The sequence below is a fragment of the Ruegeria sp. CG11 genome, from assembly GCF_056537245.1.
The window spans coordinates 1-13,486 of the sequence record NZ_JBQFRE010000035.1 but is presented as its reverse complement, the minus strand read 5'-3'; the positions used below and the strand labels follow the sequence as shown (position 1 = coordinate 13,486).

Sequence of the window (13,486 nt, the reverse complement as noted above, 5' to 3'; positions counted from 1 at the left end):
GCGCGCCTTTGAAGGAAATCATGAACTGACTTTCGACTGATTTTACCGAAAGTCATTCACCCGCAGCATCTGACCTCGTCAACAGCCAAAAGTTTGCAACAGATCCATAAAGCCCTGCATCCCAGGCCGAAAATCACGCGACAAGCCTGCCCGGTACGACAAGCGCCGCTACAAACGCCGCAACAGGATCGAGATTATGTTCGGACGCCTGAAGGGCTGGCGTCGTGTCGCCACTCGCTATGATCGATGCCCGAAGGTCTTCCTCTCGGCCATCGCGCTCGCAGCCACCGTCTTGTTCTGGCTGTAAATCAATGAGTCTGGAACCTAGTCTGCGCCACTCATGCCAAAACTGTCTGCGTCGAACTATGCGGGGTCCAACTGAGTTGTAGCCATTATCTCGACCTCCTTCGCTGCAAGCTCTCCCGCAGTGACCCTCGCCGCAGCGCCGATGTTGTGAATGATGGCCTCGATCTCTTCATCATCATGTTCGGGATCAGTCGGAACCATGATGGTCCGACTCAATACATCCAATGACCGCGCGCACATGTCTTTGCTGTAATTGCGACAGAGCCTTTTTATGCTCTCTGAGCGAAGAAATGGCCCAGCGGCACACATTTTTTACCAAAGCGGAGTATGCGTGTTTAAAAATTTGCGACACGACTATGTTGCGCACCTGGTCTTTCGGCCCAATGGCATGTTCCCGGCGCATGCCGGTCATGCAATGTCCCAAGTTCTTTTTCGTACAGCAAAGCTATAGATGCGAAAAACAGGAAATCCTGTCCCTGAAACATCTGGAATGTGCCAATGACCAAAGAACTGCGTGACACTGTACACTATGTCAGCTTTGTAGCTGCCGGGTTGGCGTTCATCGCCGCTCTTACAATCTTACTCTATGCCTGATGTGTAGAAGACGGCCTGAAGGCCGACATTTAATTCAAAGCACCTGAAAGTCGGCGAAACTCGCCGGCTTTTTAGTTTGGAGGACCTTGGGCGATTTCCGGAAAGGACATTTCTTTGGCATCTGCGCCACGTGCTCTCTGAGCGGATCGGATGTGTTAGAAAATACAAGGCACCCAACCCGTGGCGGGAAGGGCGCCGTTGAATTTTACATCAAACCGAATTTACCGACTGAGCAACAGGTCCGGCAGCCACAAGGCCAGTTCGGGAATGAAGGTGGTCAGCATCAGCGTCGGCAACCATGCGAACACGATGAATACCAGCGTCGGCCACAGCATCTTGGAAACCGGCGTGTCACAGATCTGCGCCCCGAGATACAGCAGCGGAGCCGTAGGCGGCGTGATGTTGGCCATCCCAAGGTTGACACCGATGATCGCGGCAAAGTGGATCGGATCGACCCCAACACTCTGCGCAATAGGCAGAAGAATTGGTGTGGCCAGCAGCAGACCTGAGATATCGTCCATCAGCATGCCGATCAGGATCATGACGACATTGATCATCAGCAGTATGACAATCGGGTTATCCGAAACGGCATAAACCATGTTTTTCGCCATTTGCGGCGCGCCCTGCGAGATCAGGTTGTCCGATACGATCAGCACCATGAAGATCATCACCATGACCACACCGATCGTCACGCCTGAGGACTGGATGGTTTGCGCCAGGGTTTTCCAGGTCAGGCCGCGATAGAAATAGATCGCCACCGGGATCGCATAACATACCGCGATGCCGGCGGCCTCGGTCGGGGTCATGATGCCGCCGTAGATACCGCCCAGGATGATGATTGGCATCATAAGCGCGGGCCCGGCCAGACGGCCTTGGCCCAACAGCGCTGGCATGAAGGGATTCGGGCGCTCGGTCAGTTCGATATCATCATACTTGCGCAGCATGAATTGGTTGGTGATGATCAGGAGCGTAATAAGAATGATCGCGGGAATGACCGTCGAAAGAAAGCACTTCAGCACGTGTTGCTGTGCCACCCATCCATAGAGAATGTGTGATGAACTGGGCGGGATCAGAAGGCCCAACGGGCTTGCCGACACGATCAACGCCGCAGATTGCCCGCCCGGGTATTTCGCCTTTTTCAGGTGCGGCATCATGATGCCGCCGATACAGGTCAGTGTCGCATTCGCACTACCCGAGATCGACCCGAACACGCCGCAGGCCAGCACGGATGCCGCGTTCAGACCACCCTTGATATGGCCAATGAACATCTCGGCCAGCGCCACCAGAGGCGCTGCGATCCTGCCCTTCTCCATGATGCCACCGGCAATCATGAAAAGCGGGATGGCCAACAGCACAAGCGAGCGAATTCCTGTCGCCCCGGTCGGCAGATAGCCCGTAATGGACTGATCCCCAACCATCGCAATGAAGATCAGAACCGCTCCGAACGCCACATAGACGCTGACACCTAGCAAGAGCATCAGGCAGACAATTACAAGGCTTCCGGCGATAATCATTTCGCGGCTCCTTTAACGATTTCAGAGCGCAACGGAAGCCCGAGCCCCTTACGGATATGCACGTATAGATACGCAGCGGTGAACATCGCCATGAAGCCGAAAGAACACATGATCGCGATGCGCCAAGAAACGAACGGAATACGCAGAACCGGAGTGGACCTCAGACGCGGGAACGAGAAGTCGTCAAGCAGCGACACGTAACAGGCGTAGACCATAAAGAGGATTACCAGAAGCTCGACCAGCAACACCGTGAATCCGCGCCACCAGATGAGCCGGGGGTTGTGCATCACGATACCCAGAATGTCCGCGTTGATATGAAGATTGCGGGCGGAAGCCAGAACCGCACCGGCGAAAAAGCCGATGATGGAGAAAGCCAACAGCCATTCCTCATAGGCAAACAGGTCGCCGCCAAAACCGTATCTGATCACCACAACCGCGCCAAATGTGAAGGCCATCAGGAAGCCGCAGAACATGACGATTTGTCTGCAAACAAACGCGATCACCTTCATTGGGTACCCGATGATGGGCGGCAATTCGTCGGTAACTTTCTGCGGTTTATCGGCGTCTTCGTCGCCGACCCATCTCGTCATGTCTTCTTCGTCATTCGACATGTCTGTTCCCCGCTTTTTCTTTTTTTATTAGGCAGTAGAAAAAGGGCCGGCAAGTTTGCCGGCCCACCTGGTTGTCAGACTATCAGTTTTTGTTTGCAAGCAAACGGTCAATCACATCCTGACCGACACTTTGCGCCATCATTGGCCAGATGTTTTCCTGAATGTGAGCAGCCATTGCGGCCTGCTCCTCGTCGCTCAGGGACAGGATGGTATAGCCTTTTTCGATCAACTTCTCTCCAAACGCCGCATCGTTGTCGCGGTTATACTGGAAGAAGTCATCCGACGCCTTGGTCATGGCCGTCTGCAGAGCTTCGCGCTGCTCGTCATTCAGCTTGTCCAGAGTACGCTGCGATGCGTAGAATGTAGTCAACTCTGAAATCGAGTTGTACTCCACGAAATGCGTGCCGACATCCGACTGGGCGAAGATCGAGTAGGTAGCCGTTTTGGTGCAGCAGATCGCACCATCAACGATACCGGACTGGATCGCGGGGAAGATATCACCCCAAGCCATGGTCGTGGCCCGAAAACCTAGAGCTTCGACCATTGCTTTTACCGCCGGCGACGACCAAACACGAATGTTCATGCCTTTGTCGTCGAAGTTGTTCCAGTTGGCCGGCTCCTGGGTGGCGACGATGCCAACAAACCCTTCCGGGTTCTGGGCCAACACGCGCACGCCGTACTCGTCGGTGATTTCCTGCAGGATCTTGTTATATTCGGAATCCATGTTGCGCATGATATTGTTCATGTCGTCCCAGCCACCCACGAGGAACGGCATCGACAGGAATTCCAGACGCGGGTCAGTGTCGGCATAGATAAAGGCAGCCGCCAGATCGATATTGCCGCGCGCGACGTCTTCAAACAGCGCCTCACCCGAGCCCAGCTGGTTTGCGGGGAACACGTCGATTTTCAGACCGACATCGGCAGCAGCCACGTCGGCCGCAACCTGCTCCATCATTTTTGTGCCTTGATGGTCAATTGGGAAAACCCCGGCAAACCGCAAGGTCATATCTTCGGCGAAAGCAGCAGTGGCGAGCAGCGCGCTTGTGGCACTAACGGCCAGCCCTTTGGCCAGTTTGTCAAATTTCATGAGAAATATCCTCCCTTTGGATTATAACCCTCGAAAACGGGGCCTTTTTGAAGTTTTACAGGTATCGCAGCCTTACCAACACCTCAGGTTTCAGTGTCGTATTACTAACACCAAAATCATAATTTAACATCCGCAATTTAACTTTGCGGCATTTTTTCGATTGATACATTTTGAATACTCATTCGAGCAAAAAAACTGATTTTCAACCGAATGCCCGAAACCCAAAACGTACAATCAATGACCTCCCACATGGTCTATAACCTTACCTCCGCATTAGCCGGTTATGTTGGGCTATGAAATCCGGAGAGAAACGCGTTCAGGTTGTCTCCCAATTCGTCGCAGAGATAGCCGCCCTCCTGCACGATGACTGTCGGCAGATTCAATGCCTTCAGAATTTCCGCAATCTTTGTGAATCCCGGGGTAGACACCGCAAGCCCGCCAAATGGATCACCCTCATACGCATCAAGCCCCAGCGCAATGACAAGCGCGCCCGGCGCAAAGGCCTGGACTTGTTCAAGCCCGCTCTCCAGCCCTTTCAGGAAGCCTTCGTCGCCTGTTCCACGCGCCAATGGGACGTTAAGGCTATAGCCGAAGCCTGCCCCTTCCCCGCGTTCATGCGCGTGCCCCCAAAAGAACGGGTAGAAACGGGCTGGGTCGGCATGAATCGACAGGGTAAAGACGTCATTACGCTCATAGAAAATGCCCTGCGTTCCGTTGCCATGGTGAAGGTCTACATCGATGATGGCCACACGGTCATGAGACTTGCGCAGATGTTGTGCCGCAATGGCGCTGTTGTTGAGGTAACAAAATCCGCCGGCCAGATCGCTGAAACAGTGATGACCGGGCGGGCGACACATCGCATAGACAACGGCTTCGCCTGCTTCAACGGCCTTTGCCGCTGAAACTGCGCAATTTGCCGACCAGCGTGACGCCTCCCAAGTATGTTCCCCAATCGGGCATGACATATCGGCGATGTGGTAACCCGCCTGTGCAACCGCAGATAACGGATAACTTGCAGTGCGGCGATCGGGGTGAATGTTCGGAAATATTTCCGGCGCTGCATCCGGGATACGCTGCCAGCGTGGGTAAACCGTGGACAAAAACTTCAGGTAGGCCGGAGTGTGAACGGCCGCAATTGGACCCAACCCGTGATCTTCGGGTGAAAAAATATCGTGCCCGCCTTTTGCAATCCCGTCCAAAAGCCGCTCCAGCCGCTCTGGCTTTTCGGGGTTGGGCTGCATGAGGCCATTAACCAGAAACCCTGACGGATAATGTTGGCGCTGTTTTTCCTGATCTACAAAAACTTTCATGCCTCCCCCCTCAAAACGCGACCTGTTCCGCGCCCTTCAGGCCCAAGGCCTTACGGACATCCGCCGGGGTTGCGACTTCGAACCCCAATTCCTCGACGATACGTCTTATTTTTCGCACTTGCTGCGCATTGCTTGTTGCCAGTTCACCCTTACCGATCATCAGGTTGTCTTCCAGACCGACACGCACGTTCCCACCCAGAACGGCGCCCATCGCTCCCAAGGGCATTTGTTGACGTCCGGCGGCGAGGACCGAGAACTGATACTGATCACCCAGCAACCGATCGGCGGTTGACTTCATGTGCATCAGCGTCTCGGGGCTGGCATCCATGCCGCCAAAGACCCCCATGACAAACTGCAAAAAGACAGGGGCCTTGATCCTCTTCTGCCGCAGATAATAAGCGACGGTCCGGATGTGGCCCACATCATAACATTCCAACTCAAACCGGGTTCCACACTCGTCGCCCATCAATTCAAAAAGACGCTCAATGTCGTGAAACGTGTTCTTGAAGACGGTGTCGCGGGTGTTTTCCAGAAACGGCTCTTCCCAGTCATGCTGCCAGTTTGAGTAACGGTCGCGCATCGGGAAAAGCCCGAAATTTATCGACCCCATGTTCAGCGAGCACATCTCGGGCGACAGTTGCGACGGCGCGGACAGGCGCTCTTCAATCGTCATCTGAGAACTGCCGCCGGTGGTGATATTGATAACCGCATCGGTCGCCTGTTTGATGCGCGGCAGAAACTGGCGGAACACGTCGATATCCGCGCTTGGCTTCCCCGTCTCGGGGTCACGGGCATGCAGATGCAGCACCGATGCGCCCGCTTCGGCGGCTTCGATGGCCGACGTCGCGATTTCATCCGACGTCACCGGCAGATGCGGGCTCATGCTTGGGGTGTGGATCGATCCGGTTACCGCGCAGGTTATGATGATTTTCCGTGCCATGTTCAGCCCCCCAACCCCGCTTCCCGCGCAAAGACGGAAAGGCTGTCATCCAAAATGTTCAAAATGTCCCCGACCTGATCTTCGGTCACGATCATCGGCGGGCAAATCAGGAAGTGATCACCCTCCAGACCACCGCGTGTACGACGCGAATAAGTGATCAGGCCCCGATCATAGCAAATGTCCACAAACTTGAGATACGCATCCAGAGATTTCGGCAACGGCGCCATCGTCTCCTGGTCCGAGACCATTTCGAATGCCGTAAGCAGTCCCTTTCCGCGCACATCGCCAACGAACGAATACCGTGCCATCAACTCGCGCATACCTGTCATCAGATCTTCGCCCATCCGGGTCGCGTTCTCCAGCAGGTCCAGACGCTCAATTTCTCGCAGCACGGCCAGACCGGCGGCGCAGGCCAGTGGGTTGCCCGCATAAGTGTGGCCATGCGCGAAACCACCGGCGCTCAATACGGCATCCACCAATCGTTCGTCGGCGATCATCGCGCCCAGCGGAGCGTATCCGGCCGCAAACCCTTTGGAGACGGCCACAAGGTCTGCACGAATGTCCCAATGTTCCGAGGCCATGAATTTGCCCGTCCGGCCAACGCCGGTCATGACCTCATCCATGATCAGCAGGATACCGAACTCGTCACAGATTTCCCGAATGCGGCGGTAATAACTATCTGGCGCAACCAGTGCGCCGGTCGAAGCCCCGCCAACAGGCTCCATGATAAATGCCAGTACGCTGTCAGGCCCCTGAGCAATAATTTCATCCCGCAGCATCTCGGCATATTTCAGGCCGCGATCGTGATCGGACAGGTTGTCCTTGTCCAGATAGCACAGAGGCGCCGGGATTTTCGGCATTTCCCGAAACATCGGCTGGAATGCGTCCACCAAGGGTCCATACCCAGTCAGCGCAAGCGCGCCCAGAGTGCTCCCATGATAAGACGGAAACCGGGAAATCATTTTCCACCGCTCTTGCTTCCCGGTGGCAATCGCCCATTGCCGGGCAAACTTGACGCAAGATTCGACCGCCTCCGATCCCCCGGAAACAAAGAAAACCCGGTTCAGTCCTTCCGGCATTCGCGCGGCTATCTCTGACGCCAAATCTTCGGCAGGTGCGTTTTCGAAATGCAGCCGATAGGCAAACGTGGCGCTGTCCATCTGTGCCTTCATGGCAGCCAGAACATTCGGATTTGAATGACCTATGTTGCTGACCATCGCACCGGATGACCCATCAATATATCGCCGACCATCTGTGTCCCAGAAATAGATTCCTTCGGCGCGGTCAACCTGTGGCCGACGAAGGCGGGATTGATAGAACAAATTCGATTTCTGCACTGACTGACCTCCGGCTATCCCTGAATGGGATAGGACAACACGAAGATGTTGTGCTCATATTCATCATAGGCCAAATAGATAATTTGAATATCCACCATAGGCCAAGCTGATGACATGAACGAATCCAAGGCAGAGAAACTGGTGCGGGAACTTGACTGGAACCTGCTGCGCACCTTCATGTTCATCGCGCAGGAGGGCAGTCTGACACGCGCGGCCAATCGGCTGAGATTGCGCCAGCCGACCATCAGTCAGGCCCTGCAACGCCTGGAATCCCGTACCGGTACCCGACTGATCGAACGCAGCCCTTCGAAATTTCACCTCACGCCGGCCGGTGAGACTTTGTATCAGGAGTGTGTCGAGGTCTTCGGGACAATAACACGCGCGATTCAGACGGCCAAAACCACCCGGGACCATCTGACCGGGCAGGTTAGGTTGGCCACAACCAGCCGAATTGAAAGCAGTTTTTTTGATAGCGTCCTCTCGGATTTCCACAGGAAAAACCCGAATGTGACAATTGAAATCGACGTCATGTCCAGTGCGGACGTTCAGCGTAGTGTGCTGGAAAAAACCGCAGCCGTGGGGTTTTGCCTGATCAGCGAACAACACCCCAGACTGAAGTACGAGATCATGTATCGTTCTTTCTTCAGCTTCTTCTGTGGCCCGGCCCATCCCCTTTTTGGGCAGACAGATTTGAAGTTGAGCGATCTGAGAGACTATTCATCCGTATCTTTCAAAACGGACCAGTTGTGGGACGCCCTTAGGCCGGTGGCCCTTTTGCGGGCACAACAGGCGTTGGACAAAAATGTAATCGGCTACACTTCGAACCTGGACGAAGCTTTGCGGATGATCATTGCAGGGCTGGGGTTCGGCCCCCTGCCCGTCCATTTTGCCCGTCAATACGTTGCGCAGGGCAAGTTGTGGCGCCTGCCACCTTACACCAACGAACCCATAATCGACTTTTTTTTGGTCCACCACAGCAACGCACGGCTGAATCCTGCAGAAGTCGCATTTCTTGAGATGCTGAGAACCCGTATATCCGACACTCCGTTGACTGAGCGCACCTATTCTGACTGAAACATCAAATGTCCCTCGACGACGAGCGGTAGATTTCAAATGATACAGATGTCGGGGAATATTGCACGAACGTGAAAATCATCCTAGCATCCCGTGCAGGCAGTTGAGTACACGTGTTTGTCGATGCACGCAGACACTTCAACTTAGGCAACCTCCGGTTTTGAGCATTTTCGGTATGAGCGACTATCAGCAAATTGGCGAACGCCTGAGGAATCTTTACCCCGACCTTCCCCGCGTTCTGAAAATCGTTGCGACCTATATGCTGGAACATCCGGGCGACATCGCGACTCTGTCCATGCGCCGCGTGGCAGCCAACGCGGGTGTGTCGCTTCCGAATTTCTCGCGCATGGCAAGGATACTTGGCTACGAGACCTACAGCGAGCTACGGGACGTTTATCGCAAACAAGTACAGCAACACGATATTAAGGATTACCATCTACGCGCCGTAACAATGAGCGATGCAGAAAACAGCCGCAGCAATATCAGGTTCTGGGAACACTTGCGCGACGCTGCGTTGGCCAATATTTCGTCCCTGTTCGAAGCCAATGACCCCGAGCACATTGCCGAAATCGCCCGCATGCTGAGCCAAAGCAGGCATGTCTATTTGGTAGGCATGCAGGCCTCGCAAACCCACGCTTCCTACCTGAATTATCTGGCGGGAATGACCAGCGGCAAATTCCGATTGCTTCAGGCTTCAGGCGGTGTTCTGGCCGATGCCATCACAGATATTTCGGAAAAGGACATAGTGATAACCATCAGCCTGCAACCCTGTGCCGATGGGGCCATTCGGGTGTCTGAATTTGCACAGGACCGAAAGGCCAAGGTAATCGCGATTACCGACAGCCCCGCCTCGCCTATTGCGATCATGGCGGACCACACACTTCTGGCGCAGGATCAGGCCCCGTTCTTCTTTGGCTCGTTTGCCGGAGTGACAGTGCTGATCGAGGCGCTGATCGGTTTCTTCACAATCGAAGAACAGGCCAACGCAACCGACAGAATCAAGCAGATTGAAGCGGATCGCATCAAGCTGGGCGAGTATTGGAAAGACAAGGAAATCTGATAATGCCGACGGAAAACACCCTGACAATTCTCGCCTGTCAGATTCATATCCCCCAGACGAACACGGCACAGGAACGGGATGCGCATCTGTTGCAATCCACGCAAAAGGTCAGCGACGCGCTTACAGCCCGGCCCGCCGACCTTGTGGTATTGCCCGAATTGTCGAGCATCGACTATTCACGCGCGGCGTTTTCGCGCTTGGGCGAAATTGCCGAGCCTCTGGACGGAGCATCCTTTCAGGCATGGCGGGGTGTGGCGCAAAAGTTTGCTGTTTTCGTGTCTTACAGCTTTGCGCGCCGCGGTGCAGATGGCACCTATATCTCGGTCGCAGTTGTTGGTCCGGACGGCGAGCTTGTCGGGCACTATGACAAACTACATCTGGCCCAATATGGCGCTTCGATGGAAAAGGAATATTTTGAACGCGGTACGCATCTGCTGACATATGAGGTCCGGGGGTTCCGGATCGCCCCGATCATTTGCTACGACATCCGCATTCCCGAACTCTGCCGTACTCTGGCCATTGATAAAGGCGTTGATCTGATCACCCATTGCGGCGCCTATTATCGGGACGAGTCCTTTCACACTTGGCACAGTTTTGCGAGCACCAGAGCGCTGGAAAACCAGATGTTCCTGATGTCGCTCAACCGCGCCGGGGAACAATACGGCAATTCCCTGTTTTGTTGGCCGTGGATGGACGAAAACACAGGTCCCGTTGCGTTTCCTCAGCACGAAGAAACCTGTAAACATATAGTGCTTGAGCGATCCGTACTGGATCAGGCCCGCGCCAACTATTCTTTCCTCAAGGATCGCCTGGAAGACTATGGCCGTCTTCCATCCACCGCCTGAAACAGCGTCGAATAGCATCTGCGATACATTCTGAGCTGGTCACGCCCGCATCGTGAATGCGGTCTCTTTCTGCGCCCATCAAACTTTACGTTTGTTAACTTTAAGTTGACTATTATTACATTTGCAATATCCTGAGATTGATTGGCTTTCACTCAGAATCACAGGATTGCGATATGACCTTCCCCAACCACGCTTCAGTTGTTGTAATTGGTGGTGGAATCATGGGGTGTTCGACCCTGTACCATTTGGCGAAAATGGGTGTCGGTGACGCAATTCTGCTTGAACGAAATAAACTGACCAGCGGCACGACATGGCATTCGGCGGCTCAGGTCCGCGCCCTTCGCCATTCACAGAACCTGACCCGAATGATCCAATATTCGATCGATCTCTACGCTCAGCTTGAACAGGAGACAGGCCAGAATGTCGGCTGGATTCAAAAGGGTAGCCTGTCCATCGCCACCTCAGATGGGCGTCTGACGCATATCCGACGGCAGGAAGCGCTGGCCCAGGCCTTTGGGGTCGAGGCGCACTCCATCAGTGCTGGCGAGGCCAAGGAACGCTGGCCGCTGATGAATGCGGACGATGTAATCGGAGCCGTCTGGTCGCCAGACGATGGGCGTGTCAGCCCCTCGGATGTCTGCGCTGCGCTGATCAAAGCGGGAAAAGGTTTGGGCGCAAAGATCTTCGAAGAAACCGGCGTCACTGGCATCCTGACAGACAATGGCCGCATCAAGGGCGTTGAGACGACCAAGGGCCCCATCACCTGCGATGCCATCGCGTTATGCACCGGGCTTTGGTCGCGCGAGGTTGGCGCCATGGCGGGCGCTGAAGTTCCGGTCCTTGCTTGCGAACACTTCTATCTTCTGACCAAACCCATTGATGGGATTGTCGGGAACACGCCAACCCTGAGCGATCACGACAGTCACCTTTATATTCGCGACGATAGCGGCGGATTGCTGGTGGGCTGCTTTGAACCCATGGGCAAGCCGATAGAACCCGGCATTCTGGACGAGAGCTTTGAATTCGGCCTGCTGCCCGAGGATTGGGATCATTTCGAGCCCATGATGATGAATTCGCTGCATCGTTTACCTGCGCTTGAAACGGCCGAGGTCAAGATGCTGCTCAACGGTCCGGAAAGCTTTACCCCTGATGGCATGTTCCTGCTGGGTGAAACCGCCGAGACGCGCGGACTGTATCTGGGTTGTGGCCTGAACTCAGTTGGTATTGCTTCTGGGGGTGGTGCGGGAATGAATCTGGCGCACTGCATCGTCCACGGGCACACGGCCTATGATCTGGGCGAGGCTGACGCCAAACGGTTTGCGCCCGTGTTTAACTCGCTGGATCACTTGATGGCACGCGCGCCGGAAATACTGGGAACCCACTACGAAATCTCCTATCCGGGCCGTCAACTCTCCACCGCCCGGAGCCTGCGCGCCCTGCCGCTGGAAGCGGAATATAAAGAAGCGTGCGCCCATTTTGGTCAGTTCTACGGTTGGGAGCGTCCGCTTTATTTCGGCAAAGCGGCCGAGCCCGAGATGACATTCGGCAAACCCGGCTGGTTCGATAATGTTGCAGCCGAAGTCCGGGCCGCGCATGAGCAAGCAGCCATCTTCGACGCCTCGCCTTTCGGCAAGATCGAGGTTGAAGGTCCGGACGCGGAGCGTTTTCTGCAGCAAACATGCGCGGCAAACATGGCCAAAGCACCGGGCAACGCGATCTATACTGCTGTGCTGAACGAACGTGGCACTTACGAAAGCGACATTACCGCCCATCGGATTGCCGAGAACCACTATCGCCTGTTCGTCGGCACAAATGCAATCAGAAGCGATCTGGCTTGGTTCCGCCGACACGCTGAAGGTTTTGATGTGACCCTGACCGACAGCACCGAGGATTATGCCGTTCTGGGCCTGATGGGTCCTGACGCCGCGCGGATCATCACTGAGACCGGCGCGCCAGAACTGATTGAGCTGGGTTATTTCAAGGTCGGCCCCGCCCATATCGCCGGACGCCACGTGCGGGCGGTTCGCATGTCTTACGTCGGGGAATACGGCTGGGAAATCACAATGCGGGCCGAAAACGCCCCAGCCGTCTATGCGGCGCTGACAGCCGCCGGAGCAAAGCCGGCGGGTTTGTACGCGCAAACTGCGATGCGGATCGAAAAGGGGTTTGCCGCCATGGGTCACGAGTTGGATAGCGATACCTCGCCTGTCGAGACAGGCCTGGACATACTGGTGTCGAAGAAGAAAACCTTTATCGGTTCCCAAGCGCTGGCCAAGCGGCGCACAACCTCGACCCGCCATCTGGTCACGGTGATTCTGGAAGACAAAACAGCGGTGCCGCTGGGGCATGAGCCGATCTATGCCGGAGATGAGATCGTGGGTCACACGACGTCAGCCGCGTTTGGCCATCGAGTTGGCAAGCCGGTTGCGCTGGCTCATGTCAAACTAAAGAACGCCGATGGTGCCAGAGTAGAATTGGACATCTCCGGGCATCGCTTTGGGGCGAAACTTCAATACAAATGCGCGTTTGATCCGGCTGGAGCACGCATGCGGACTGTGTCGCAAACGGTTCTGTCGCAAACTTTTTAGGATGGCAGAACATCAGTGGAAATGGTGAGCATTTTACTCTGCCAGTTGGGCGAACTGCTGAAACGGGCGGAGTCCGGGCGTGAATTGACCTTTGCGGATCATGTTGACCAGTTCGGATCTGTTGCAAATTTTTGGCTGTTGACGAGGTCAGATGCTGCGGGTGAATGACTTTCGGTAAAATCAGTCGAAAGTCAGTTCATGATTTCCTTCAAAGGCGCGC

General features: G+C 55.0%; 11 protein-coding genes and 2 pseudogenes. 5 read left to right on the top strand and 8 right to left on the bottom strand.

The window, feature by feature from the left end; all coding sequences use genetic code 11:
- Window positions 1-100: 100 nt before the first annotated feature.
- Window positions 101-307 (top strand): annotated as a pseudogene (locus ACR0KW_RS23605) (transposase); the annotation flags it as partial.
- A 186-nt stretch (window positions 308-493) separates the two neighbouring features.
- Here the strand turns inward: ACR0KW_RS23605 and ACR0KW_RS23600 are convergent.
- The 7 genes from ACR0KW_RS23600 to ACR0KW_RS23570 all read right to left on the bottom strand — a co-directional run bounded on the left by ACR0KW_RS23600 (window position 494) and on the right by ACR0KW_RS23570 (window position 7,699).
- Window positions 494-718, bottom strand: coding sequence for a hypothetical protein (locus ACR0KW_RS23600; RefSeq protein ID WP_480807207.1), 225 nt, complete (start codon window positions 716-718; stop codon window positions 494-496).
- A gap of 403 nt (window positions 719-1,121) precedes the next feature.
- Window positions 1,122-2,414: a TRAP transporter large permease gene (locus ACR0KW_RS23595; RefSeq protein WP_480807206.1), complete on the bottom strand. Its 1,293-nt coding sequence runs from the start codon at window positions 2,412-2,414 to the stop codon at window positions 1,122-1,124.
- Window positions 2,411-3,025, bottom strand: coding sequence for a TRAP transporter small permease (locus ACR0KW_RS23590; protein WP_480807205.1), 615 nt, complete (start codon window positions 3,023-3,025; stop codon window positions 2,411-2,413). Before ACR0KW_RS23590 ends, ACR0KW_RS23595 begins: the two co-directional genes overlap by 4 nt.
- Before the next feature lie 82 nt (window positions 3,026-3,107).
- Entirely contained in the window at window positions 3,108-4,112 is a 1,005-nt protein-coding gene (dctP, locus tag ACR0KW_RS23585) for a TRAP transporter substrate-binding protein DctP (RefSeq protein WP_480807204.1), read from the bottom strand.
- A gap of 281 nt (window positions 4,113-4,393) precedes the next feature.
- Entirely contained in the window at window positions 4,394-5,422 is a 1,029-nt protein-coding gene (locus tag ACR0KW_RS23580) for a histone deacetylase family protein (protein ID WP_480807203.1), read from the bottom strand.
- Between the two features lie 10 nt (window positions 5,423-5,432).
- Entirely contained in the window at window positions 5,433-6,362 is a 930-nt protein-coding gene (gene kce, locus ACR0KW_RS23575) for a 3,5-dioxohexanoate:acetyl-CoA acetone transferase (RefSeq protein WP_480807202.1), read from the bottom strand.
- Between the two features lie 2 nt (window positions 6,363-6,364).
- Window positions 6,365-7,699, bottom strand: a complete 1,335-nt coding sequence (locus ACR0KW_RS23570) for an aminotransferase family protein (protein WP_480807201.1) — start codon at window positions 7,697-7,699, stop codon at window positions 6,365-6,367.
- A 114-nt stretch (window positions 7,700-7,813) separates the two neighbouring features.
- Here ACR0KW_RS23570 and ACR0KW_RS23565 point away from each other — a divergent pair, with 114 nt between their 5' ends.
- The 4 genes from ACR0KW_RS23565 (at window position 7,814) to ACR0KW_RS23550 (ending at window position 13,266) form a co-directional block, all read left to right on the top strand.
- A complete protein-coding gene (locus ACR0KW_RS23565; protein WP_480807200.1) occupies window positions 7,814-8,773 on the top strand; it encodes a LysR family transcriptional regulator in 960 nt (319 codons plus the stop codon).
- A 175-nt stretch (window positions 8,774-8,948) separates the two neighbouring features.
- The gene (locus tag ACR0KW_RS23560; RefSeq protein ID WP_480807199.1) at window positions 8,949-9,833 is read left to right on the top strand and encodes a MurR/RpiR family transcriptional regulator; all 885 of its coding nucleotides are present in this window, start codon (window positions 8,949-8,951) and stop codon (window positions 9,831-9,833) included.
- Window positions 9,834-9,835: 2 nt separating this feature from the next.
- Window positions 9,836-10,678, top strand: a complete 843-nt coding sequence (locus ACR0KW_RS23555; protein ID WP_480807198.1) for a carbon-nitrogen hydrolase family protein — start codon at window positions 9,836-9,838, stop codon at window positions 10,676-10,678.
- A gap of 173 nt (window positions 10,679-10,851) precedes the next feature.
- The gene (locus ACR0KW_RS23550) at window positions 10,852-13,266 is read left to right on the top strand and encodes a GcvT family protein (protein WP_480807197.1); all 2,415 of its coding nucleotides are present in this window, start codon (window positions 10,852-10,854) and stop codon (window positions 13,264-13,266) included.
- Window positions 13,267-13,299: 33 nt separating this feature from the next.
- Here ACR0KW_RS23550 and ACR0KW_RS23545 read toward each other — a convergent pair.
- Window positions 13,300-13,380 (bottom strand): annotated as a pseudogene (locus ACR0KW_RS23545) (IS6 family transposase); the annotation flags it as partial.
- Window positions 13,381-13,486 lie beyond the last annotated feature (106 nt).